The organism is Amycolatopsis vancoresmycina (assembly GCF_000716785.1).
In the GTDB taxonomy this organism is placed as follows: domain Bacteria; phylum Actinomycetota; class Actinomycetes; order Mycobacteriales; family Pseudonocardiaceae; genus Amycolatopsis; species Amycolatopsis vancoresmycina.
The window spans coordinates 141,985-164,550 of record NZ_JNYY01000007.1; the positions used below are offsets into that span (position 1 = coordinate 141,985).

Sequence of the window (22,566 nt, forward strand, 5' to 3'; positions counted from 1 at the left end):
TCACAGCGTAAAGGCCTGTCCGCCGGTCGGGAACGACGAGGTGACCCGGCCGCTCGCGTCCTTGATGACGACCCAGTCGACGCCGTTGACCGTGCCGGTGTGCAGCGTGGCACCGTCCGTGGCTCGGGTCTGCCTCACGGGCGTGCGCGCCACCTGGTCCCCGGCGCTCAGGACGTCGGCGTCGGTCCAGCCGCGCGGGGCGAGGGTGCTCTTCTTCGGCGTCGAGAGCACCTCTGGCGGTCCGGGGTTGAGGACCTTCCGGAACTTGGCCACGACGGTCCCGTCCGCGTTCGTCGTGGGCGTGCCGACGATCCGGAAGTCGGGCGAGGTGAGGATCTCCGGCGAGTGGCCGCCGATGAGCTTGCCGCCCGAGTTGACCTCGCCGCGCAGGATCTTCGTGTCGATCTTCACCTGCGCGCGCACCTCGGCCTCGAACTGCGGCACCGAGTGGGGCCCCTCGCCGATCCGGTCGAGCACCCGCGCGATCCGGTCGGCTCCCGACCCGGCCGACGGCGCGGTGCCGGCCTCGCCGATGAGCCGCTCCAGGTCGGCCGGCTGGCCGGGCAGGGCCTTGAGGAACCGCTCGACCCGTGCGAAGTCCTTGTTGCACAGGTTCAGCACGCGCTGCAACGCGGCGCCGTCCTGGTTGGCCGGCGGCAGCAGCTTCTTCACGGCCGCGAGGTCGTCGGCGGTCAGCGCGTCGACGAACGCGCGGTCCATCCCGGCCCGCTCCAGCTCGACGGCGGCGTCGAGGGCGGCTTCGGCCTTGGCGACGTCGCCGCCCGCGTTGCGCAGGAACGCCAGCGTGCGGTCGGCGTCCCCGCCCGCCTTCCGGATCAGCTCGGCGGCCTTGGCGGCGTCGTCGTGGACCAGCGTGAGCAGCTCGTCGAGCTTGTGCCCGTCGTTGCCCACCGCCGGTAGGAGATCCTTGGCGGCGCGCAGCCGGCCGGCGGTCATCGCGTCGACCCGGGCCGGGGGCACGCCGGCGCGGCGCAGGTCGGCGGCCGCGTCGAGGGCCGCCTCGACCTTGGCGACGTCGCGCTCGGCCCACAGCAGCTCGATCACCCGCTCGGCGTTGCCCTCGGCCTTCCGGACGAGCCCGATCGCCCGGACGCCGTCCCCGCCGGCGAGGCCGGCCAGCTCCCGGAGCTTTCCCGTGTCGTTGCCGGTGAGGGCGAGGAGTTCTTCCAGCTTGGCGCCGTCGTTGCCGACGAGCCCGAGCAGCGCCTTGACCTCTTTCGCGTCGCCGTCGACCGCCTTGAGCAGGCGGCCGAGCAGTTCCTCGTCCGGCACGAGTTTCCGCAGCTCGGCCAGTTCGCCGCCGTCGCCCGCGAATTCGAGGCCCTTGAACCACTCGCCGAACCATTTCGCGATCTCCTCGCCGAAGACCACGGTGAGGATGTCGAACAGGGCCTCGCCGAACAGCTCGCCGCGTTCGAAGTCGGTGAGGCCGTCCTTGGTGAACGACTTGTACATCAGCCACAACGCGCGCAGCACGATCGCCGCGGCCGCCAGCAGGAGGAAGAAGGCGGCCACGCCGGCCAGCGCCTCCGCCACGGCGAGCACGAACCCGATCACGGCGAACACGGCGGCCAGCCCGCCGATGGCGTAGGCGATGCCGATGACGACCGCGGCCACCACGAGCACGACCAGGACCACGGCGACGATCACGACGACGGCGATGGCGAGGGCCTTCAGGAACCCGACGACGACCCCGCCCAGCCACTTCAGGCCCCGCGAAAGCCAGCTCTCCTCTTCGATTTCCTTGGCGCGCTCGTCGATCTTCGCCGGGAGCTCGGTCACCTGCTTCCGCTCTTCGGCCAGTCCCCGGTCGACCTTGGCGGTGATCTCGGTCTTGCCCCGGCCGAGCTGGCCGGCCCAGTCGTTCCGGCTGCTGTCGACGGTCTTCTGGAGCTCGTCGCCGACCTTCGTGACGACGTCGCCGATGTCGGTTCCCGCCCGCCCGGCGCGGTCGTCGATGGCCCGCTTGGTCTCGGTGGCCGAGTTCGCGGCGGTGTCCGCGAAGCGCGCCGCAGCGTCGTTGACCGGCGTCACGAGCTGGGTCGCCTGGGCCGAAACCTGGGCACCGACCTGCGCCGAGCCGCCTTCGAAGGCCGTCTTGGTGTCGGTCGCGAACTTGCCCATCGCGGTGTCGAAGGCGTCGACGGCGGCGGTGAGGTCCCCTTCGGCGCGGTGGACGACGCGTTCGGCGGCGCGGCGGCTCACGCCGTCGAGCCGGCCGGCGACCTGCGTCGCGGTGTCGTCGAGCTTGCGCCGGGCGCCGGCGGCTTCGTCGTCGACCTTCCGCGTCGCGGCCTGCGCGGCGGTGTCGATCCCGCGCACCCCGGCGCCGGCCCCGGCCCGCACCTGCGCGGCGGCATCCTGGCGTTGCGCCCGCAGGTCCCGCTGCAGGTCGTTCGCCCGGGTTTCCAGCTGGGCAAGGGGTTCCCGGGCCAGCTCGGTGAGGTCACGGACGGCGGCGTCGCGCGTCCCCTCGATCTTCCGCCGCGCGTCCACTTTGGACTCGCCGAACCTCGCGGCGCCGTCTTCGGCCTCCTTGCGGAACTTCGCGGCCAGCGCGCCGGCGTCCTGCCGCGCGGACGCGGCGAGGTCGGTCCCGTTCTTGGTGAGCTCGGAGGCCAGCTCGCCGGCCATTTCCCGCGCCTCGCGGCTGCTCAGGTCACCGCGTTTGCGCGGAGCGAGTTCGGCGGCCTTGCGTCCCCCGGCGGCGACCGCGTCGGCGGCCAGCACGCGCGAGGTGTTGACCGCGCGCTGGGCTTCTTCGGTCCCGAACCCGGTGGCGGCGGTCGCGTTCTCCCCGGCGGCGTCGCGCAGGGCACGCTGTTTCGCGGCGACGGTGTCGTCGAGGGCCCGGAGGCCGTTGTCGGCGGTCTCCCGCGCCGATTGGATCTTGGCGTCCCGCTGCCCGGTGATGGCGTCCCGGGCGTCGGTGAAGCTCCTGCCGACGGCGGCGATCGCGTCGGCGTAGGCGGTGTCGACCCCCCGGGCGTCCGCGTCGACGGCGTCGGTGAGCTTCAGTTTTTCGGCATCGGCGTACCGCCGGATTTCCCGTTTGCGCGCCTCGGCGCTCTCCCCGAGGCGGCCACGGAGAGCCACGACGCGTTGCTGGAACCCGGCGAGAACGACCGAGGCGGGACCAGGCCCCTGTTCGGCAACGGCCGGCGGCTCCGGTGCTGCCTGCGCCGGTCCGGCGGGTTCCTGCACGGGCGTCTCGGCCGGCGCCTGGTCCACCACGGGCGCCGGGGGCGGCGGAGCTGCGGGTGCCGGGGGTGCCGGTGCGGGGGTCGCCGGTGCGGGTTCGGCCAGAGCGGGCTCCCGTGACGGCGCCGGAGGGCTCAGCGTGCCGGCTTCCTGCCGCTGCACAACGGGCATGAGCAGCGAAGCCGAAGCACGGTTGCCGGCGAGCCGCTGCAGCCCGAGGACGTGGGCGGGACTCAGGCGTGCGGCATCGCCGGGCAGCGCTGCGGGGACGTCGTCGGCGTGCCGACGTTCCCGGCTGCCTCCGGACCGCAGCTCCTGACCGGCAGCCGAGCTCTCGCCCTCAGCGGTCTCTCGCCCACCCACGACTCCTCACGCTACGAGCGGCTCCGGAGCCACGGCACGCGGAAGAAGGCGCCGGCAGGGGCAGATTTCCCCGCCCGAACGGGCAGCCGGCCGGGGGCTGCGGGCGGCCGTCCTAAGTGGAGTGAACTGCCCCGCGAGCTTCCCGGAGTGGCCGGGCCGCCGATGGGGGATTCGCCCTTGTGGAGACCAGGTGTGTTGTGGGGACACTCTAGAGGTGACCCGAGGACGAAGCACAGCAGGCCGGTGGGCGGTGCTCACCGGGCTCGTGGTCGTCGGCGCCGCCCTGGCCTGGTGGGTCTGGCAGGTGAGCGTGCTCGAGCCCGGCGAGCGCAGCAACGCCAGCGGGTACGGGCAGTTCGTGCTCGCGGCCATCGGATTGCTCGTCGCCTGCGCCGGTCCGCTGAAGGGGGCGATCACCGCCGGGGTGAAGGTCCCGCAGGAAGCCGACCTGGATCAGCTCGCCTCGGTCCTCCAGGAGGAGTGGACGGCCGCGGCCGACGAACGCTGCTTGCTCATCCCGGCGCCGCTGCCGATCAGGTGGCGCCGCTCGACGCGCGCGGTCACCGGTCCGGTCGCCGCAGCCGTGGGGCGGCCGAAGTCTTCGGTGCGCTTCGAACCGCTGCCGGGGCTGCGCGCGGTCACCACGGCACGGCTGCGCGAAGGGACCGGGCACGCGCTGCACGCGGTGTACGGCGGCCTCGCCACCGGCCGGGTGCTGATCCTGGGCGAGCCGGGTTCCGGCAAGAGCGCGGCCGCGATCCTGCTGCTGCTGGAGGCGTTGCGCTTCCGCGAGCAGGCAAGCCCCGGCGACCGGGCCCGGATCCCGGTCCCCATGCTGTTCACCCTGCACGAATGGGACCCCTCGGCCGAGACCGTCGTCGATTGGCTGTCGGTCAAGATCGCCCGCGCCTATCCGCAGTTCCGGGGCCGCGGCGGCACCGACCGCGTCACCAAGCTGCTGAAGAGCGGCTGCGTTTCGGTGTTCCTCGACGGGCTGGACGAGATCGCCGACCGGCTGCGTCCCCTCGCCCTCACCGCCCTCAGGCACGCACCGTTCCGGCTCGTGCTCCTCACCCGCACCGAGGAAGCGGTCACCGCCGCCGGCGCGGCACACCTGGTCGGCGCCGCCGCGCTCGAACTGCTGCCCGTCACCCCGTCCGACGCCTCCGCATACCTGCTGCAGCCGGTGGTGCACCCCCCACCCGAGGACTGGCGGAAGCTCACCGAGCACCTGGTCCAGGCGCCGGACAGTCCCGTCGCGCAGGTGCTCGTCCTGCCGTTCATGCTGAGCCTGCTGCACGACGCCTATCCCGAGCACGGCGCCGACCGGGTCGACGAACTCCTCGACACGAGCCGGTTCCGCACGGTGGCCGATGTCGAGAACCGCATCCTCGACCGGGCGGTCATCGTGGCCTACACCCCGCAGCCCGGCCTTCCCCCACCTCGCTATTCACTGGACACCGCTTGCCGGACGCTCGGCTACATCGCCCGGCAGCTCGCCGAACAACGCACCCGGGACCTGCTGTGGTGGCAGATGGCCACCTGGACCACGTGGACCCGGCGGACCGGCATCGCCGCGCTGCTGGCCGGGGCCGTCGTCGCCGGCAGCCTGGGACTCGCCGGGTACCCGGTCGTCGGGGGCTTCGCCGGAATCGCCGTCGGAGCGGCCTTCTTCGCCATCGGCATGGTCGCACTGGGCGGCATCGGCGGTTTCATGTCCCACGGACCGGCCCGGCCGAGCTGGATCCAGCGCCCGTTCGGCCGCGAAGTGCTCAGGATCCGTACGCTCTCGCGAGGAATCTTCGGGGCGGTCAGCGGGGGAAGCGCCGCGATCGTCGCGGGCGGACTCCTCGGCCGGCTCACCATCGGACCGTCCGCCGGCCTGCGGTTCGGGCTGCTCATCGGCCTGATCGGCGGGCTCGCCGTCGGGCTGGCGTTCGGGCTCACCCAAGCTCCGAGCCTGGACAAAGGCTCTCAAAGCCCGCCTGCCACCTACCGCCTGGACCGCAACACCGCGCTCTTCTTCATCTTCGTGGTGTGGCCCGGAGCGGGGCTGGTCACCGGCCTCGTCGCGAGCCTCGAACTCGGGCTCGGGACGGGTCTCGTCATCGGCCCGGCGCTCGGGATCCTCCTCGCCGTCTCGGGCACGGTCACGGGCGCGATCGGCACCAACGCCTTCCTCTCGCTGAACTTCTCCGCCACGGAACTCGCCGCGACCCGCAACACACCGGTACGCATGATGGCCTTCCTCGAGGACGCCCGGAGCAGGCACATCCTGCGCACCGTGGGGCCGGCCTACCAGTTCCGGCATGCGAAGCTCCACGACCACCTCGCGCGTTCCCCGGCGGCCGGGTGAATTCCCGGCCGCCGGTTTCCGGTTCCCGGAAATCAGGGGTGGTAGATTTCCTTGACCGTGGTGATCCGGTCGTCGCCGTTCACGCTGACCTGCGCGAGCACCGAATTCTTTTCCTGCAGCTGCCGGAGCAATTGTTCCTGGGTGCACGGCCCGTTGCCGTAGCCCTCGCCGTCGATGGTGACCGATTCGGCCGGGCACAGGCTCGCCGCGCTGAACACCTTGCCGCCCGGCTGCAGCGGGAGGCGGTAGGTCTTGCCGTCCAGCGGCACGTACTGGCCGTTGTCCGGGCCGCCCGGCCGGCGGGTGACCAGCTGGAAGCGGACCATCCGCACCTCGGCGTCGTAGCCGGTGAACTGCACCGTCTGGGTGGTGTTCGGGAACTTGCGGACCGGCGCTGTGCCGGCCGCGGGCCTGGTCTCCAGCTGCAGGGAGCTGTTGGGCACGCCGCAGACGACGGCGCCCTGACTGCCGGCGGCTCCCGCCTGGCGGGCGCACGTCCATTTCCCCTGGACGTCGAGGACCCGCTCGCCGGGGCCTTCGGCCTGCGGCAGCTTCGCGTAGTACTCGGTGATGACGGTGAACGCCTCGGTGCAGCCGGGCGAGGTGCCGTCGGTGGCGGCCACCGCGATCAGGTCCATCTTCGGCCGCCCGGGTGCCCCGACCTGACCGCCGAGCCGGCTGCAGTCGACGTCACCGTCCGACGCGGCACCCGCCGTGCCGGAACCACCGGTGGCCGCCCCCGGGCCACCCCCGGCCGGCGCCTGCTCCGCGGCCACCTCGTCCTTCACCGGAGAACTGTTTCCGGCGACCGTGTTCCCACTGCACGCGGAAAGCAGAGTGGTTGCGGCCAACGCACCGGCAACGACGGCGAATTTGATTGTCTTCTTGGCGGCGAATTCCATCCCCGTACCCCTCTCGCAGCTTTTCGAAGCTTTGTCTCCGAAGACGCCGGAAAGGGAATCAGGTTGTGCCGGGGGGCCGCCGTACCGCAGTGGTGCCCGAAGATCCGCCCCGGGCCGGCCGCGCGGGCAGACCTGGGCCGGGCTTCGCAACCCCGGACTACGCGGGCGCCAGCCAGGGAGCCAGCAGCTCCTCCAGGTCGGCGTCCGACAGGGCACGCGGCCCGCCGTGGAACTCGTGCCAGCGTGCCGCGTCCCGCGCTGCCGTGTACTCGACCTCGAACGCCCGCATGAGCACGTACATGAACGTCACCGAGCTGAACCGCTCACCCAGCAGCGTCCGCGCCTCACGGGCCACCTCGGTCGCACCACTGCAGTCGACGAGCTTCAACGATTCCGCAGCCGGGTCCAACAGGCTGGGGGCATACATCACGACAGAATCTCCATAACCGAAACGAAAAATCAGCCTTCGGCAGCCAGCTGCCCACAGGCGGCGGCGATCTCCTGGCCGCGGGTGTCCCGCACGGTGCACGCTACTCCACCGGCGTTGACCAGCCGCACGAACTCCCGCTCCACCGGCTTCGGCGAAGCATCCCACTTGCTGCCCGGAGTCGGGTTCAGCGGGATCACGTTCACGTGCACCAACTGACCCAGGTGCTTCCGCAGCCGCTTCGCCAGCAGCTCAGCCCGCCACGGCTGGTCGTTGATGTCCCGGATCAGCGCGTACTCGATCGACACCCGCCGCCCCGACGTATCGGCGTAGTACCGAGCCGCCGAAAGCACCTCGTCCACCGACCACCGGTTGTTCACCGGCACCAGCGTGTCCCGCAGCTCGTCGTCCGGCGTGTGCAACGACACCGCCAGCCGGACCTGCATCTTCTCGTCCGCCAGCTTGCGAATCGCCGGCGCCAGGCCCACCGTCGACACCGTCACCGACCGCTGACCGATCCCCAGACCCCCCGGCGCGGGATCCGTGATCCGGCGAACCGCCGCCACGACCCGCTTGTAGTTGGCCAGGGGCTCGCCCATGCCCATGAAGACGATGTTCGACAGCCGCCCCGGGCCGCCCGGCATCGTGCCGTCGCGCATGACCGCCGCGGCCGAACGGACCTGGTCCACGATCTCCGCCGTCGACAGGTTGCGGTCCAGTCCGCCCTGGCCCGTCGCGCAGAACGGGCACGCCATGCCGCAGCCCGCCTGGCTCGAGATGCACAGCGTCGCACGGTCCGGGTAGCGCATCAGGACGCTCTCCAGGAGCGTGCCGTCGTGCGCTCGCCACAGCGTCTTGCGGGTCGCGCCGTCGTCGGCCGCCAGGGCTCGGACCTCGGTCAGGAGCGTCGGCATCAGGTCGGCGACCAGGCGATCGCGGGACGCCGCCGGGATGTCCGTCATCTCAGCCGGGTCCACCGTCAGGCGGGAGAAATAATGGTTCGACAGCTGCTTCGCGCGGAACGGCTTCTCCCCCAGCTCGGCGACCGCGGCCGCGCGCTCGGACACCGAGAGGTCGGCGAGGTGGCGCGGCGGGAGGCCGCGCTTGGGCGCGTCGAAGACGAGGGGAAGGGCAGTCATGGCCCGACCAGTGTCCCACGTCCCCGCCGGGACCGCCCGAACCACCCCGGCCGGGTATGCCCCAGGTCACCAGCCCCGGTCTCCGGGTCCGCAGCGCCCACCGGGATGATCGACGGCGAGCAACCGGACGGGGGTCCGGCGTCCGACGAAAGAGGTGAACGCGTGTCCTTCCGGCACCTCCTCCTGGCTGTGGCGGTCGCCCTGGGCGCCGCCGCCTGCAGCAGCGCCCCGGCCGGGGAGCCGCCCGCGCCGAGCCCGGCGAACGGGCCGCGCGCGAACGTGGGCGCCCTGCACCTGCCCCTGCCGGCCGGCGCGACCTACACCGAGCACAGCCCCGACGGCCTGCTGGACGGCTGTATCGCCGAAGGCACCGTGGCCTGCGAAGCGCGCGTCCTCGACCTGCGCAAGGCGGACCCCAAAGCGCCGATCAACCTCCCGAGCACGAAGCGGCCCTTCGGCTGGTACACCGGCACGGACCTGCCGACCTGCATCACGCCCGCTTCGCCGCCCGGGAAGGCCGCGGGCGCCACCGGCAGCACTCTGCTCGACTCCGGCTTCGCGAAGATCGGGCCGAAGACGGCCGAGTACGGCCGCTGGAAGGTCACCTGCGAGAACTCGGCGCAGAACAACCAGGTCCGGTCGTGGTGGCTGCCGACGAGCCGGATCCTGGTCGTCCAGTACGGTTCCTTCCCCGGCTGGGACGCCAAGATGGACACCCTGCTCGCCGGCGCCACCTTCAGCTGACGACGTCGAGCGCGGCCCGGATGACCGCGTCCGTGTCGATCCCGTGGTAGGAGTAGACGTCCTCCAGCGACCCCGACTGGCCGAAGCCCGTGACGCCCAGCGCGACCGACGGCACCCGGTTGATCCCGGCGAGGAACGCCAGCGTGTGCGGGTGGCCGTCGAGCACCGTCACCAGCGGGCGGGCCCGCGCGGCGGGGAAGACCTGGTCGAGGATCCACGACTCGGCGCCGCCCCGGCCGGACCGCGCCTGGAGGGCTTCGAACAGCAGGCCCGGGCTGGTCACGCACACGACGTCGGCCTCGACACCCACCTGGGCCAGCCGCTCGGCCGCCGCCAGGGTGTCCGGGACCAGCGCGCCCATCGCCGCCAGCGTGACCGCCGGCTCCGAAGCCCGCCGCAGCAGGTACGCGCCGGCCACGACCTGACGACGGCGGCGTTCCCGCGCGGCCGGGTCGGTGGGCACGACGGCGAGGGTCTGGTCGACCGGACGCGTCGAAAGCCGGAAGTACGACGACGTCCCGCCCGGCTTGCCGAGCCGGCCGAGCGCGGCCAGCAGCGTCCACTCGGTGTCGATCGCGAACGCCGGTTCGTAGCTGACGCAGCCGGGCTGCTCGATGCCGATCGACGGGGTGATGATCGACTGGTGCGCGCCGCCTTCCGGGGCGAGCGTGACGCCGGACGGCGTGCCGATCAGGATCGACTGCCCGCCCGCGTAGATGCCGAACGACCACGGCTCCAGCGCGCGCTCGACGAACGGGTCGTACATCACACCGATGGGCAGCAGCGGCTCGCCCCAGCGGCTCCAGGTCGCGCCCAGCTCGCCGAGCAGGCCGACCAGGTTCGTCTCGGCGATGCCCAGTTCGACGTGCTGGCCGGTCGGCTTCTCCCGCCAGTGCATGATCGTCTCGGGGTCGTCCTCGAACCAGTCGCGGCGCTCGGTGGCCGACCAGACGCCGACCTTGTTGACCCAGCCGCCGAGGTTGGTCGTCGAGCTGACGTCCGGGCTGACCGTCACCACGCGCTTCGCCGCTTCGGGCGCTTCGCGCGTCAGGTCGAGCAGGACGCGTCCGAGCGCCGCCTGCGTTGTAGCGGTCCCGGACGGCGTACGTCCGATGTCGACGGGCAGGTCCAGCGAAGGCGCCGAAGGAACGTCCGGACGGCGAAGGCGCGAAGCAACTTCAGCGCACAACGCGGCTTCGGGCGTCCCGGCGGCGAAGCCTTCGTACGGCGAAGCAAGGTCCGTACCCAGCGAAGCAGCCAGCTCTTCCATCTGTGCCACCGTCAGCAGCGAAGAGTGGTTCTGCGGGTGCCCCTGCGTGGGCAGGCCACGACCCTTGACGGTGTAGCAGAAGATCACCGTCGGCCGGTCGTCCGCAATGGACGCGAAGACCTCGTCGAGCGAGCCGAGGTCGTGGCCGCCCAGGTTCCGGATCGCCGCGAGCAGCGTCTCGTCGTCGAGAGACGCCACCAGCGAAGCGAGCGCCTCGTTGCCCGCGGGCAGCCGGTCGCGCACCTGGGCGGCGTCGCAGCGCAACAGCCGCTGGTACTCGGGGTTCGGCATGCCGTCGATGCGGGCGCGCAGCTCCTCGCCACCCGGCCGGGTGAACAGCTCCTCCAGGAGCCGCCCGTACTTGAGCGTCAGGACCTGCCAGCCGGCCGCGTCGAACATGCCCTGCAGCCGCCCGGCCGCGATGTTCGGGACCACCCGGTCGAGGGACTGGCGGTTGAGGTCGACGATCCAGACGATCTCGCCCAGCTCGGCGACGGCCGGGTCGAGGATGGCCTCCCAGATCGCGCCCTCGTCCAGCTCGGCGTCGCCGACCAGCGAGTACTGCCGCCCGGTGCCCGCCGAAGAGCCCCGCGTCGTCAAGTAGCGGCGGGCCAGCGCGCCCCAGATCGGGGCGGTGGCACCGATGCCGACCGAGCCGGTCGAGTAGTCGACGGGGTCGGGGTCCTTCGCGCGGCTCGGGTAGCTCTGCAGGCCACCGAACTCGCGCAGCGTCGGCAGGTAAGCCTCGTCGAGCTCGCCGAGCAGGTAGTTGATCGCGTGGAGCACCGGCGACGCGTGCGGCTTCACCGAGACGCGGTCCTCGGGGCGCAGGTGCCGGAACCACAGCGACGTCATGATCGAGACCAGCGACGCGCAGGACGCCTGGTGCCCGCCGACCTTCAGCCCGGACGGGTTGGGCCGGACCCGGTTCGCCTGGTGCACGATCGCGGTCGCGAGCCACAGCACCCGCTGCTCGATCGCGGTGAGCGCCGGGGCGGTCACGGGGGCATGCGTCATCGTCGACACCTTTCGTGCAGGAAGCGCCCACCAGGACAGCACTGGTGGACGCATCGCACAACCGATGCCACCGCAAGTGCGCAGAATGCACACTCGAATCGGACGGCTCAGGTATCCGGGTGCGCAGAATGCACGCGCTCGAGCAGGGGCGCCAGCCGGTACGGGACGAGCTCGCGCATGACGAGCGAGATGTTCGTCCGCTCGACGCCGGGCGAGGCCAGGATGTGCCCGGCGATCCGGTACAGGTCGTCGGCGTCGACGGCCACCACCTGCACCATCAGGTCGCTCGCCCCGGTCAGCCCGCACACCTCGGTGACCTCGGGGATCGTCGCGAGGGCCGCGGCGATTTCGGCCAGGCGCCGCTGGTCGACCATCGCGTTGACGAACGCCCGAAGCGGGTAGCCCAGCCGCGCCGGGTCGATGCGGCGCTCGAACGACCTCAGGACGCCGCGCTGCTCAAGGCGCGCGAGCCGGGCCTGCACCGTGTTGCGGGACAGGCCCAGCCGCTCGGCCAGCGCGACGGCAGTCGCGCGGGAGTCCTCCCCCAGCGCCTGGAGCAAGCGCGCGTCGATCTCGTCGATGGTTTCCGGCACGCGCCCGATCTTCTCAGCCGAGGTACTTCTTGAGGTCGTCGAGGACCTTCATCGCCCCGATCGGGCCGAGGCCGAGGAACCAGACCTCGTCGGCGACCGGGATCGCGTGCTGGGCCTTGACCGCGCCGAGCCCGGCCCACAGCCCGCTGCTCGTGACGGCCTTCTCGTCCGGGCTCGGCCCGGCGCCGTAGCTGGAGTAGAAGATCCAGTCGGCGTCGGCCTCGTCGATGCGCTCCTTCGAAATCTGCGCGGCCAGCTCGTTGATGTTCTGGTTCGCCGGACGCGCGAGGCCGACGTCCTTGAGGATCACGCCGATGAAGGACAGGTTGCCGTAGAGCCGGATGTTGCCGGAGAGGAACCGCAGCAGCGAGATCTTCGGCGCGCCCTTGACCGACGCCTTCACTTCGTTCGCGCGCTTCTGGTAGTCGTTCAGCAGCCCGACGGCCTTCGTTTCGTCGCCGAGCGAAGCCCCGATCAGCAGCAGGTTCTCCTTCCACGGGAACCCGGGCCGGATGCTGAACACCGTCGGCGCGATCTTCGACAGCTGCGGGTAGAGGTCCTTGGCCCGCAGCTTGCTGCCGACGATCAGGTCCGGCGTCAGCGCGGCGATCGCTTCGAGGTTGAGGTTGTTGATGTCCCCGACCGTCGCGATGCCCTTGACGCGGTCGGCGAGGTACGACGGCACGCCGCTCTGCCCGGCAGTCGTGGCCATGCCGACCGGGGTGACGCCGAGCGCGAGGACGTCGTCCAGCTCGCCGCTGTCGAGGACGACGACCCGCGTGGGCTTCTTGTCCAGCTTGGTCTTGCCGAGCGCGTGGGTCACCGTGCGCGGGAAGACGCCGGGACCGGCGTCCGCGCCGAGCTTGGCCGTCTCGGCGTCCGCCGTCGAGAACAGGCGGCCGCCGGTGGCGACGTCCTGGTCGCCGACGCCCGAGCTGCTCGGCTTCGACGGCTGGCCGCAGGCGGCGAGGAGCGTGACCGACGCCAGGACGGCGACCAGGGGTGTCCACTTAGGACGCATCGGGGGTTCCTTCTTCTCGGGGTGTGGCCCGCCGCCTGCCGATCGGGACGACCAGGGGCGTGGCGGAGACCGGGTCTTCGATGACCCGGCAGGGCATGCCGAAGACGTCGGCGACGAGCTCGGCGGTGAGGATGTCGGCGGGCGCGCCTTCGGCGGCGATCCGGCCGTCCTTCATCGCGATCAGGTGGTCGCCGTAGCGGGCGGCCAGGTTGAGGTCGTGCAGGACGATGACGATCGTCCGGCCGTCCTCGGCGTTCAGGTCCGACAGCAGGTCGAGGACTTCGACCTGGTGGGCGATGTCGAGGAACGTCGTGGGCTCGTCGAGCAGCAGCAACGGCGTCCGCTGGGCGAGGGCCATGGCGATCCAGACGCGCTGGCGCTGCCCGCCGGACAGCTCGTCGACCGGGCGGGCGGCCAGCTCCACGGTGTCCGTCGCGAGCATCGCCTTCGCGACGGCGTCGTCGTCCTCGGCGCTCCAGCGGCGGAACACGCCCTGGTGCGGGTAGCGGCCGCGGCCGACGAGGTCGGCGACGGTGATGCCCTCCGGCGCGGTCGGCGACTGCGGCAGCAGGCCGAGCACTCCTGCGACATCCTTGCTGCGCCACGTCGTGATGCCCTTGCCGTCGAGGTAGACCGCGCCTCGGGTGGGCGTCAGCAGCCGGGCGAGGCCGCGCAGGAGCGTCGACTTCCCGCACGCGTTGGTCCCGACGATCATGGTGACCTTGCCGGGCGGGATTTCCACGGAGAGGTCCTTGACCACGCGAAGCGGCCCATAGCCGAGTTCGAGGTCCTCGGTGTGCAGTGTCACGGCGTCCTCACATTCGCCCGGCGCGGTTGGCCGTGGCGAGCAGCCACAGCAGGTACGGGGCGCCGACGGCGCCGGTGACCACGCCGACCGGAAGCTGCGTGCCGAGCAGGTGCTGGGCCGCGAAGTCGCCCAGCAGGACGACGAGCGCGCCGGTCAGCGCGGCGGGAAGGAGCCCGGCGCGGGCGCCGCCGACGAGCCGGGTCGCGATCGGATTGGCCACGAAGGCGACGAACGCGACCGGCCCCGCGGCCGCCGTCGCGAAGGCGGCTAGGGCGACGGCGATCAGCAGCAAGCCCAGGCGGCTGCGCTCGACCCGGAGTCCGAGCCCGGCAGCGGTGTCGTCACCGAGCTGCAGCCCGGCGAGCGCGCGGCTCTGCAGCAGCGCCGCGGGCAGGAGAACGGCGAGCGCGATGGCCAGTGGCACGACGTGGTCCCAGCCGCGGCCGTTCAGGTTGCCGGTGAGCCAGACGAGGGCCTGCTGGGCGAGGGTGACGTCGGCCCAGGTCATCAGGTACGAGACGACACTGGTCAGCACCGCGCCGACCCCGACGCCGACCAGGACCAGCCGGTAGCCGTGGACGCCGCCGCGGCGGGCGAGCAGGTAGATGGTGGCGCCGGTGAGCAGCGCGCCGGCCAGCGCCGCGGCCGAAACCACCGCTCCCCCGGCGCCGAACAGCACGATCGCCACGACCGCCGCCGCGCTCGCGCCCTGCGTCACGCCGATGACGTCCGGGCTGGCCAGCGGATTGCGCAGGAGCCGCTGGAAGAGCGCGCCGGACGTCCCGAAGGCGACGCCGACGAGGACGCCGGTGATCGCTCTGGGCAGCCGGAGTTCCGTCACGACGTAGGCGGCGCGGCCTTGCCCGCCGAGGAGCAGGCCGGGGAGGTCGCCGAGCGGCACCGGGAAGTCGCCCACGGCCAGGGAAACCGCGAAGACGACGACGATCGCCAGCAGCAGCCCCAGCGTCACCGCACGGGCCCGGAGTGCGCCCTGCCGGCGCGCGGCCGCGACCACCTCGACGGCACTCACACCGCCACGACCTTCCGGCGCCGCACCAGGAACACGAACACGGGCGCACCGACGAGCGCGGTCACGATCCCGACCTGCACCTCGGCCGGGCGCGCGACCACGCGGCCGACGACGTCGGACACCAGCAGGAGCAGTGGCGCGAGCAACGCCGAGTACGGCAGCAGCCAGCGGTGGTCGGGCCCGGTGACCAGCCGCGCGGCGTGCGGGACGGTCAGCCCGACGAACGCGATCGGCCCGGCGATCGCCGTCGCCGACCCGCAGAGCACGACGACAGCGAGCGCGCACACCAGCCGCGCCACCGGGACGTTCTGGCCCAGCGAGCGGGCCACGTCTTCGCCGAGCGCGAGGGCGTTGAGCTGGCGGGCGGCCACCAGGGCGAGCAGCACGCCCGCGACCACGAACGGCACGGCCTGGGTGACCGTCGCGGCGTCCCGGCCGGTCAGCGAGCCGACCTGCCAGAACCGGTACTGGTCGAACGTCGTCTGGTCGGTGAGGAGCAGCGCGCTGGTCACCGAGGCCAGCGCCGCCGTCACCGCGGCGCCGGCGAGGGCGAGCTTCACCGGCGTCGCCCCGGCCCGGCCGAGCGCGCTGACGCCGTAGACGACGCCACCGGCGGCCGCGGCGCCCAGGAAGCCGAACCAGACGTACCCGCCGACGCTCGTGATGCCGAACGCGCCGATGCCGAGGACGACGAAGAGCGCCGCCCCCGCGTTGACGCCGAGCAGCCCCGGGTCGGCCAGGGGGTTGCGCGTCGCGCCCTGGATGACGGCGCCCGAGAGGCCCAGCGCGACGCCGGCGAGCACCCCGGCGAGGGTGCGCGGGAGCCGGAGTTCGCGGACGACCAGGTGGTCGGGGTCGGTCGCGTCGAAGTGGAAGAGCGCGTCGAGCACGGTGCCCGGGCTCAGGCCGCGGGTGCCGACGGCGATGCTGAGCAGCACGGCGGCGGCCACGGCCGCGGCGAGGACCAGCAACCCGGCCGTCAGCGGGAGCGAGCGGGTCCGCACAGGTCGTTACCTTTGCTAACAGGTGGTTAGGCTTGCCTAATCTAGGCCGCGGGATCTTGAAGTCTCAAGTTCCGTGAGCGAGCTCACCGGCCGCGGGTTGCCAGCCGACCGTTTCCGATATATCGTGAACGTGTCGCAACAGTTCGAGAAAGGAACACTGACATGCGTAGGCATCAACACCCCTTCGCCCACGAGCGTGGGCGCGCACCCTTCGGGCCCTTCGGTGGTTTCGGCGAGTTCCCCCCGGGCTTCGGCCCCGGTGGACGCGGCCGCGGCGGCCACGGCCCGCACCGGCGGGGTCACGGCGGACGGCGCAGCCGCCGCGGTGACGTCCGCGCCGCGATCCTGGCGCTGCTCGCCGAGCAGCCCCGGCACGGCTACGAGATCATCCGCGAGATCGGCGAGCGCTCCGGCGGCTTCTGGCGGCCCAGCCCCGGCTCGGTCTACCCGACGCTGCAGCTGCTGGCCGACGAAGGCCTGGTGATCAGCAAGGACGAGCACGGCAAGAAGCTGTTCGAGCTGACCGACGCCGGCCGCACCGCCGCGGAGGAGCAGGACAGCACCCCGCCGTGGGAGCAGATCGCGCAGGACGTCGACCCGGCCGAGGTCGGGCTCGCCAAGTCGGCCAAGAACCTGGCCGCCGCCGTCGTGCAGATCATGCGCGCGGGCTCCGAGAGCCAGCAGGCCCGCGCGGCCGAGGTCCTCAACGACGCCCGGCGCTCGCTCTACGGCATCCTCGGCGAGGACGAAGACGAGTCCTCGGCTCCGGAAGCAGCCGAGTGACCTGGCAGGACGAGGCCGGTGGGCTTCAGCCGCGTGTGGACGCGGTAGCCCACCGGCAGCGTCAGATCTTTGCCGCGATTCCCGTTACGCTGCAAGGACTCCGCGATCGCCTGTTCGGCGACGGGCTTGCTGAACTCGATCTTCAGCACCGCTTCGAGGTCCGCGGCGGTCGCGAAACGCCATTCGGTCGCGACGCGGCGGCAGCCGAAGCCGGCCCTGGCGAAGAACCGTTCCACGGCGGGCGGGTCGTAGTGCGGTAGGTCGGCGCGCATCCAGCCGCCGTAGGGCTCACTGGTGACGTCGAGGTCGACGATCAGGATCGCGCCGCCCGGCCGCAGCACCCGCTCCGCCTCCGCCAACCCGGGCTCGCAGCCGGGTCCGAAGAAGTACGCCGTGCGCGCGTGGACGACGTCGACACTCGCGCTGCGGACCGGCAGCCGCTGCGCGCGGCCCATCCGGACGTCCACGTTCGACAGTCCCTCCACGCGCTTGAGCGCGCTTCGCACCAACGGCTCGTGCGGCTCGACGCCGAGCACCGATCGCGCGTCACGGGCGAAGCGCGGCAAGTGAAACCCGTCACCGCAGCCGACGTCCAGCACGTCCCGGCCGGCCCAGTCGTGCTCCTCCCGCAGCACCCGCCAGATCTCCCCGCCGCTGTCCTGCGCGTGGTTCTCCAGCTCGTAATCGGCCTGGTAGTACCAGATGTTGGGGCTCGGCACGACCTCCGCGCGCCGCGACGACCACCGCACCCCCGCTGCTCCTTCCGGGTCCTCGTCGCCGGGCCGTGCCCGCACGGTGGCGAATTCTTGGCGGAAAACTCACGGATCGCGCCTAGAATCCGGTGGGTATCGGGAGGAGCACCCATGGCAATCGGCCCGTCCAGTACCCCGTCCCCGGTCCCGGCCGGAATCCCGTGCTGGATCGAGCTGGCCTGCCGTGAGCAGGCCGTGGCAGAGAGATTCTACGGTGCCCTCTTCGGCTGGGAGTTCACCACTCAACGGGATCCGGCGACCTCCGACGGCCGCTACGCCATCGGGGCGCTCAACGGCCTCCCCGTCGGCGGGCTGTACCGCGCCGCCCAGGGTGCGCCGCTGGGGTGGATGCCGCACATCTCCGTGCCCCACACCGCAAGCGCGGCCGAATGGGTGGAGCACCTCGGCGGCCGGATCACCCTCGGACCGGTGGCGATCCCCGACCGCGGCACGATCATGCACGCCCTCGACGCGTGCGGCGCGCCGGTGGTGTTCTGGGAGGTGCCGCCGAACTGGGAGTTCGTCACCGGCATCCCGAACACCTTCAGCGGCGCGGACCTCAACACCCACGACGGCGTCGCGGCGGATCACTTCTACACCAAGCTGTTCACCTACGGCAGCCACCAGATCGGCGACGGCGAGATGCTCGACTACGTCGAATGGCTCATCGAGCACGAGCCGGTGCTCTACCGGTACGTGATGGGTTCGGAGTACAGCCTCGACACCCCGCCGCACTGGCTCGTCTACTTCGACATCGACCCGGCCCGCGGCGTCGACGCGGTGGCGGGCGAAGCGCTCATGCACGGCGGCACGGTGGTGATCCAGCCCTACGACACCCCGTTCGGCCGGATGTCGATCCTCGCCGACCCCGAGGGCGCCGTGTTCGCGGTGATCGACCACTCGCGTGTGGCCGAAGGCTGGGGCCGCGCCGAGGTCGACGACCCCTACGACGACTGACGCGCGGCGAGCGCCAGCACCGCGACGAGCGCGTACCCCAGTGCCACCAGCCACATCCCGGCGGCCGGCAGCAGCGCGCCGACGAGCGCGACCCCGATCGCCCCGCCGGTCTGGCGGGCCGCGTTGAGCACGCCCGCGGCCAGCCCGGCCTGCCCCGGCAAGGCGTTCATCGCCAGCGACGTCATCGCGGGCATGGCGAGCGAGCAGCAGCCGAGGACGACCGAGGCCACGACGAACAGCACGAGCGCGCGGTCCGCGGGCAGCAACGCGAAGCCGATGGCGCCGGCGAACCCGGCGAGCGCACCCGCGACCATCGGGACGCGCGGGCCGAAGGTCCCGGTGAGACGTCCGCTGAGGAACGCGTTGAGCCCCACCGCCGTGGTCAGCGGCACGAGGGCGAGCCCCGCGGCGAGCGCCCCGAGCGACCAGGCGCGTTGCAGGTACAGGGCGAGGCAGAAGAGCGTGCCGTAGAGGCAGAAGTTGAACAGGCCGCCGATCCCGGTGGCGACCGCGAAGTTCCGGTTCTTCAGGATGCCGAGCGGGAGCACTGGTTCCGGGACGCGCTTCTCGGCCGCCACGAACACCGCACCGGCCACCACTCCCCCGACGAGCAGGGCGAGCGTCGCCGGCGCGGACCAGCCCGCGTGCCCGGCTTCGATGAACCCGGCGACGAAGGCGGCCAGCGACACGGTGCCGAAGAGCTGCCCCGCGAGATCGAGGTGGGTCGTTTCGCGCCGCGGCGGCTCGGCGACCGCCCGGCGCGTCAGCACGATCGCGACGATCCCGACCGGGACGTTGACCGCGAAGACCAGGCGCCAGTCGGCCAGGCCGACGGCGAGCCCGCCGAGCACCGGCCCGGCGGCCAGCCCGACGCCGCTCATGCCGCCCCAGACGCCGAGCGCGCGAGCCCGGTCCCGCGCGTCCGGGAACTGGTGGACGATCAGCGCGAGCGACGACGGCAGCAGCGCGGCGGCGCCCGCGCCCTGCACCGCCCGCGCCGCGATCAGCCAGGGGGCGTTCCCGGCGAGCGCGCAGGCGACACTGGCGACGACGAAGACGGCGACCCCCGCTTCGAAGACGCGTCGCGAACCCCAGCGGTCGCCGGCCGCACCCCAGGTGAGCAGGAACGCGGCGAGCGCGACGGTGTAGGCGTCGACGATCCACTGCAGCGCGGCGGTCGACGGCTCGCCGAAGTCCGCGCCGATCGCGGGCAGGGCGAGGTTCACGATGGTCGCGTCGAGCGTGATCATCAGGAAGCCCAGGCAGACGGCGGCCAACGCGAGCTTCGCCGGTGTTCGGGTTTCGGTGGGCATGCCCCGAGTGAAACCGCCGGACGCTTCGGCCGTCCACGAACCATCGCCTACCTCTGTTAGGCGGAACCTCCCACCGCAGGTCTACCGTGCTCGCATGGAACTGCGGCAGCTGCGGTACTTCCTCGCGGTGGCCGAGGAGCTGCACTTCGGGCGAGCCGCCGAACGGCTGCACATCGCGAGCCCGTCGCTGTCGCAGCAGATCAAGAAGCTGGAACGCGAGCTGGGCGCGGCGCTGTTCGTGCGGGACCGCCGCCACGTCGAGCTCACCCGCGCCGGGGCTGCGCTGGTCAGTGACGCGCGGCAGATTCTGGACCTGGCCGACGCGGCAGCGCGGCGGGTCCGCGGCACCGCGCGGACGAAACTGCGGCTGGGCCACGTGAGCTGGTTGCCGGCCGAGCTGACGCAGCTGCTCGGCGACGTCGTCCGGCTCGACGAGTGGGTGCTGCCGTCGCACACGCAGGCCGTCCGCGTCGCCGAAGGAACCCTGGACCTGGCCCTGGCGTGGATCGACGCGGGGCGGCTGGCGGACCTGGACCTCTCGGCGCACCTGGTGCGCGTCGAGGCGCTGCCCGCGGTCATGCCGGGCGACCACCGGCTGGCCCGGGCCGTCGAGGTGCCCGCGACGGCGGTGTCGGTGCTGGTGGACTCCGACCAGTCGTCGTGGCTGGCGTGGAACGAGTTCGCGCTGGCCTACGCGGCGGAGAGCGGTGCGCACATCGTCCGGATCGACGACGGCGGCGTCACGGGACAGGCGTTCTTCGACCACGTCACGCGGATGCGGGTGCCGGTGCTGCAGTCACCGAAGCGGCACACGGCCCCGTTCCCGCCGAGCCTGGTGCGGCGCCCGATCGGCGCCCCGGAGCCGGGCTGGGCGTGGTCGCTGCTGCACCGGCGCGACGACGACCGGCCGGAAGTCGCCCTGGTCGTCGAGCGGTTGCTCGGCCTGCGGGCGACGATGGGCTGGGACGCGGCCTCAGCCGAGCGGCACGAACGCTGAAAGCAGCAGCCAGGACACGACGGCTGAGGGCAGCAGCGAGTCGAGGCGGTCCATGATCCCGCCGTGCCCGGGCAGCAACGTGCCCATGTCCTTGACGCCGAGGTCGCGCTTGATCAGCGACTCGACGAGGTCGCCGAGGGTGGCGGTGAGGACGATGGCGACGCCGAAGATCACGCCCTGCCAGACGTGGCCGTCGAGCAGGAGGCTGAGCGTCAGCGCCCCGGCGACGACCCCGCCGACGAGCGACCCGCCGAAGCCTTCCCAGGTCTTCTTCGGGCTGATGCTGGGCGCCATCGGGTGCTTGCCACCGAGGACACCGGCGATGTAGCCACCGGTGTCCGAGGCGACGACCCCGATGAGGAAGGTCAGGACCCGCCCGACGCCGTCGTGGGGCGGCACGAGCATGGCGGCGAAGGCGCCGAAGAGCGGCAAGTAGGCGGCGGCGAAGACGGACGCGCTGATGTCGCGCAGGTAGCCCTTGGCCCCGCCGGGCAGCCGCCAGAGCAGGGAGGCGAGCACGGTGAGGACGAACGCGGTGAGCGCGCCCTCCCGCCCGAACGGCCAGGCGAGCCAGATCATCGCCTGCCCGCCGACGAGCACGGGGATCATCGCCACCCGCACGTCGGCGACCCGGCGCAGCACCCCGGCGAACTCGAAGGTCCCGACGGCGATCGCGATCGCGATGATCCCGATGAAGAGGTAGCGAACTGTGAGCAGCGAGACGATGATGGCGGCCCCGAGCAGCAGGGCGACCCCGATGGCGGCGGGCAGGTTCCGGCCGGCCTTGGAGGCTTTCTTGACGGCTTCGGGGGGCGCCGGCGTGTCCGACGCGCCGGTTCCCGAGGCTGCCGGCGGTTCGGTTGCGACGGCGTCGGCCGAGGCCGCCTGGGTCACCCGCGATTCCGCCGCCACGCCGTCCGCCGAGGCCGCCTCGGTCACCTGCGATTCCGCCGTTACGCCGTCCGCCGAGGCCGCCTCGGTCACCCGCGATTCCGCCGCCACGCCGTCCGCCGAGGCCGCCGCCTCGGTCGCCCGCGAGGCCACCGGCGGTTCCGCCGCCGCGGTTCCGGCGGCCGACAACCGGCTCGCTTCACCCGTTTCCGAGACCGATCCGGTGGCCGAGGCCGCAAGGCCGTTCGGCGCCCGGCGCGCCTCGCCGGGTCCCGAAGCCGCCGGTGCCCCGGTTTCCGGGGTCGCCGGCGTGGCCGGGGTGCCGGCCTGCGCCGGCCCCGGCGTCCCGGGAGCGGCCGCCGGTTGCTCTCCGGTGGCGTCCACCCGGTCCTCGCGTTCCTCGCTCACCTGTGCCATCAGACCTCGAGCAGCTCGGCTTCCTTGTGCTTGACCAGCTCGTCGACCTTGTGCACGTAGGTGTCGGTCAGGTTCTGCAGTTCCTTCTCCGCGCGCGCAACGTCGTCCTCACCGGCTTCGCCGTCCTTGGCGATGCGGTCGAGCTCGTCCTTGGCCTTGCGGCGGACGCTGCGGATCGAGACGCGGGCGTCCTCGCCCTTGCCTTTGGCGACCTTCACCATCTCCTTGCGCCGCTCCTCGGTGAGCTGCGGGATGACGATGCGGATGACCTGGCCGTCGTTGCTCGGGTTCACCCCGAGGTCGGACTCCCGGATCGCCTTCTCGATCGCGCCGAGCTGCGACTGGTCGTAGGGCTTGATGAGCGCCATGCGGGCTTCCGGCACGTTCACGCTGGCCAGCTGGTTCAGCGGGGTCGGCGAGCCGTAGTACTCGACGACGATCCGCGAGAACATCGCCGACGAAGCCCGGCCGGTGCGTACCGACTGCAGCTCGTCCTTGGCGACGGACACCGCTTTTTCCATCTTCTCCTCGGCATCGAGGAGGGTCTCGTCGATCACGGT

The 22,566-nt window shown here is 72.3% G+C and carries 19 protein-coding genes; 5 read left to right on the forward strand and 14 right to left on the reverse strand.

Annotated elements, in window-relative coordinates; translation table 11 throughout:
- On the reverse strand, positions 1-3,585 hold the full coding sequence (locus OO60_RS18995) for an EndoU domain-containing protein (protein WP_033261803.1): 3,585 nt from the start codon (positions 3,583-3,585) through the stop codon (positions 1-3).
- Positions 3,586-3,799: 214 nt separating this feature from the next.
- Between OO60_RS18995 and OO60_RS19000 the strand changes: the two genes are divergently transcribed.
- Positions 3,800-5,941 (forward strand): hypothetical protein, encoded by a 2,142-nt coding sequence (locus OO60_RS19000; RefSeq protein ID WP_155849049.1) that lies wholly within the window; start codon positions 3,800-3,802, stop codon positions 5,939-5,941.
- Positions 5,942-5,973: 32 nt separating this feature from the next.
- Here the strand turns inward: OO60_RS19000 and OO60_RS19005 are convergent, their stop codons facing one another.
- The 3 genes from OO60_RS19005 to rlmN form a co-directional block, all read right to left on the reverse strand.
- Positions 5,974-6,843, reverse strand: coding sequence for a hypothetical protein (locus OO60_RS19005; protein ID WP_004560978.1), 870 nt, complete (start codon positions 6,841-6,843; stop codon positions 5,974-5,976).
- Between the two features lie 157 nt (positions 6,844-7,000).
- Entirely contained in the window at positions 7,001-7,273 is a 273-nt protein-coding gene (locus tag OO60_RS19010; RefSeq protein WP_420835590.1) for a hypothetical protein, read from the reverse strand.
- Between the two features lie 29 nt (positions 7,274-7,302).
- Positions 7,303-8,409 carry a dual-specificity RNA methyltransferase RlmN gene (gene rlmN, locus OO60_RS19015; RefSeq protein ID WP_004560980.1) on the reverse strand — a complete coding sequence of 369 codons (1,107 nt, stop codon included), beginning with the start codon at positions 8,407-8,409 and terminating at the stop codon, positions 7,303-7,305.
- 162 nt (positions 8,410-8,571) lie between these two features.
- Between rlmN and OO60_RS19020 the strand changes: the two genes are divergently transcribed.
- Positions 8,572-9,153 (forward strand): hypothetical protein, encoded by a 582-nt coding sequence (locus OO60_RS19020; protein ID WP_033261840.1) that lies wholly within the window; start codon positions 8,572-8,574, stop codon positions 9,151-9,153.
- Here OO60_RS19020 and OO60_RS19025 read toward each other — a convergent pair.
- From OO60_RS19025 to OO60_RS19050, 6 genes are all read right to left on the reverse strand, one after another.
- Positions 9,146-11,440, reverse strand: coding sequence for a transketolase-like TK C-terminal-containing protein (locus tag OO60_RS19025; protein WP_205624163.1), 2,295 nt, complete (start codon positions 11,438-11,440; stop codon positions 9,146-9,148). The two genes, OO60_RS19020 and OO60_RS19025, sit on opposite strands and share 8 nt — an antisense overlap.
- Positions 11,441-11,547: 107 nt before the next feature.
- Positions 11,548-12,033 carry an Lrp/AsnC family transcriptional regulator gene (locus OO60_RS19030; protein ID WP_003082404.1) on the reverse strand — a complete coding sequence of 162 codons (486 nt, stop codon included), beginning with the start codon at positions 12,031-12,033 and terminating at the stop codon, positions 11,548-11,550.
- A gap of 13 nt (positions 12,034-12,046) precedes the next feature.
- The gene (locus OO60_RS19035) at positions 12,047-13,054 is read right to left on the reverse strand and encodes an ABC transporter substrate-binding protein (RefSeq protein ID WP_003082402.1); all 1,008 of its coding nucleotides are present in this window, start codon (positions 13,052-13,054) and stop codon (positions 12,047-12,049) included.
- Positions 13,044-13,862: an ABC transporter ATP-binding protein gene (locus OO60_RS19040; RefSeq protein WP_003082400.1), complete on the reverse strand. Its 819-nt coding sequence runs from the start codon at positions 13,860-13,862 to the stop codon at positions 13,044-13,046. The genes OO60_RS19035 and OO60_RS19040 overlap by 11 nt, the downstream gene beginning before the upstream one ends.
- A gap of 7 nt (positions 13,863-13,869) precedes the next feature.
- Positions 13,870-14,892: a FecCD family ABC transporter permease gene (locus OO60_RS19045; protein WP_003082399.1), complete on the reverse strand. Its 1,023-nt coding sequence runs from the start codon at positions 14,890-14,892 to the stop codon at positions 13,870-13,872.
- Positions 14,889-15,896: a FecCD family ABC transporter permease gene (locus OO60_RS19050; protein ID WP_003082397.1), complete on the reverse strand. Its 1,008-nt coding sequence runs from the start codon at positions 15,894-15,896 to the stop codon at positions 14,889-14,891. The genes OO60_RS19045 and OO60_RS19050 overlap by 4 nt, the downstream gene beginning before the upstream one ends.
- A gap of 162 nt (positions 15,897-16,058) precedes the next feature.
- On the opposite strand from OO60_RS19050, the gene OO60_RS19055 reads away from it, so the two are divergent.
- Positions 16,059-16,679 carry a PadR family transcriptional regulator gene (locus OO60_RS19055; RefSeq protein ID WP_033261804.1) on the forward strand — a complete coding sequence of 207 codons (621 nt, stop codon included), beginning with the start codon at positions 16,059-16,061 and terminating at the stop codon, positions 16,677-16,679.
- Here the strand turns inward: OO60_RS19055 and OO60_RS19060 are convergent.
- Positions 16,622-17,428: a class I SAM-dependent methyltransferase gene (locus OO60_RS19060; protein WP_003065579.1), complete on the reverse strand. Its 807-nt coding sequence runs from the start codon at positions 17,426-17,428 to the stop codon at positions 16,622-16,624. The two genes, OO60_RS19055 and OO60_RS19060, sit on opposite strands and share 58 nt — an antisense overlap.
- 114 nt (positions 17,429-17,542) lie before the next feature.
- On the opposite strand from OO60_RS19060, the gene OO60_RS19065 reads away from it, so the two are divergent.
- Positions 17,543-18,388 carry a VOC family protein gene (locus OO60_RS19065; RefSeq protein ID WP_003065581.1) on the forward strand — a complete coding sequence of 282 codons (846 nt, stop codon included), beginning with the start codon at positions 17,543-17,545 and terminating at the stop codon, positions 18,386-18,388.
- Here OO60_RS19065 and OO60_RS19070 read toward each other — a convergent pair.
- Positions 18,376-19,701 carry an MFS transporter gene (locus OO60_RS19070; protein ID WP_003065584.1) on the reverse strand — a complete coding sequence of 442 codons (1,326 nt, stop codon included), beginning with the start codon at positions 19,699-19,701 and terminating at the stop codon, positions 18,376-18,378. The genes OO60_RS19065 and OO60_RS19070 overlap by 13 nt on opposite strands.
- A gap of 94 nt (positions 19,702-19,795) precedes the next feature.
- Between OO60_RS19070 and OO60_RS48195 the strand changes: the two genes are divergently transcribed.
- Complete coding sequence (locus tag OO60_RS48195; RefSeq protein ID WP_003065587.1) at positions 19,796-20,698, forward strand: LysR family transcriptional regulator; 903 nt, start codon at positions 19,796-19,798, stop codon at positions 20,696-20,698.
- Here the strand turns inward: OO60_RS48195 and OO60_RS19080 are convergent.
- Together OO60_RS19080 and frr are read right to left on the reverse strand one after the other, a co-directional pair.
- The gene (locus OO60_RS19080) at positions 20,675-21,592 is read right to left on the reverse strand and encodes a phosphatidate cytidylyltransferase (protein WP_420835539.1); all 918 of its coding nucleotides are present in this window, start codon (positions 21,590-21,592) and stop codon (positions 20,675-20,677) included. The two genes, OO60_RS48195 and OO60_RS19080, sit on opposite strands and share 24 nt — an antisense overlap.
- Positions 21,593-22,005: 413 nt before the next feature.
- The gene (gene frr / locus OO60_RS19085) at positions 22,006-22,563 is read right to left on the reverse strand and encodes a ribosome recycling factor (RefSeq protein ID WP_003065592.1); all 558 of its coding nucleotides are present in this window, start codon (positions 22,561-22,563) and stop codon (positions 22,006-22,008) included.
- Positions 22,564-22,566: the final 3 nt, after the last annotated feature.

Coding starts and splice junctions, on each gene's coding strand:
- OO60_RS19070 (WP_003065584.1), bottom strand. CDS start 19,701: ATGCCCACCGAAACCCGAACACCGGCGAAGCTCGCGTTGGCCGCCGTC.
- OO60_RS19035 (WP_003082402.1), bottom strand. CDS start 13,054: ATGCGTCCTAAGTGGACACCCCTGGTCGCCGTCCTGGCGTCGGTCACG.
- OO60_RS19055 (WP_033261804.1), top strand. CDS start 16,059: ATGCGTAGGCATCAACACCCCTTCGCCCACGAGCGTGGGCGCGCACCC.
- OO60_RS19005 (WP_004560978.1), bottom strand. CDS start 6,843: ATGGAATTCGCCGCCAAGAAGACAATCAAATTCGCCGTCGTTGCCGGT.
- OO60_RS48195 (WP_003065587.1), top strand. CDS start 19,796: ATGGAACTGCGGCAGCTGCGGTACTTCCTCGCGGTGGCCGAGGAGCTG.
- OO60_RS19025 (WP_205624163.1), bottom strand. CDS start 11,440: ATGACGCATGCCCCCGTGACCGCCCCGGCGCTCACCGCGATCGAGCAG.
- rlmN (WP_004560980.1), bottom strand. CDS start 8,409: ATGACTGCCCTTCCCCTCGTCTTCGACGCGCCCAAGCGCGGCCTCCCG.
- OO60_RS19065 (WP_003065581.1), top strand. CDS start 17,543: ATGGCAATCGGCCCGTCCAGTACCCCGTCCCCGGTCCCGGCCGGAATC.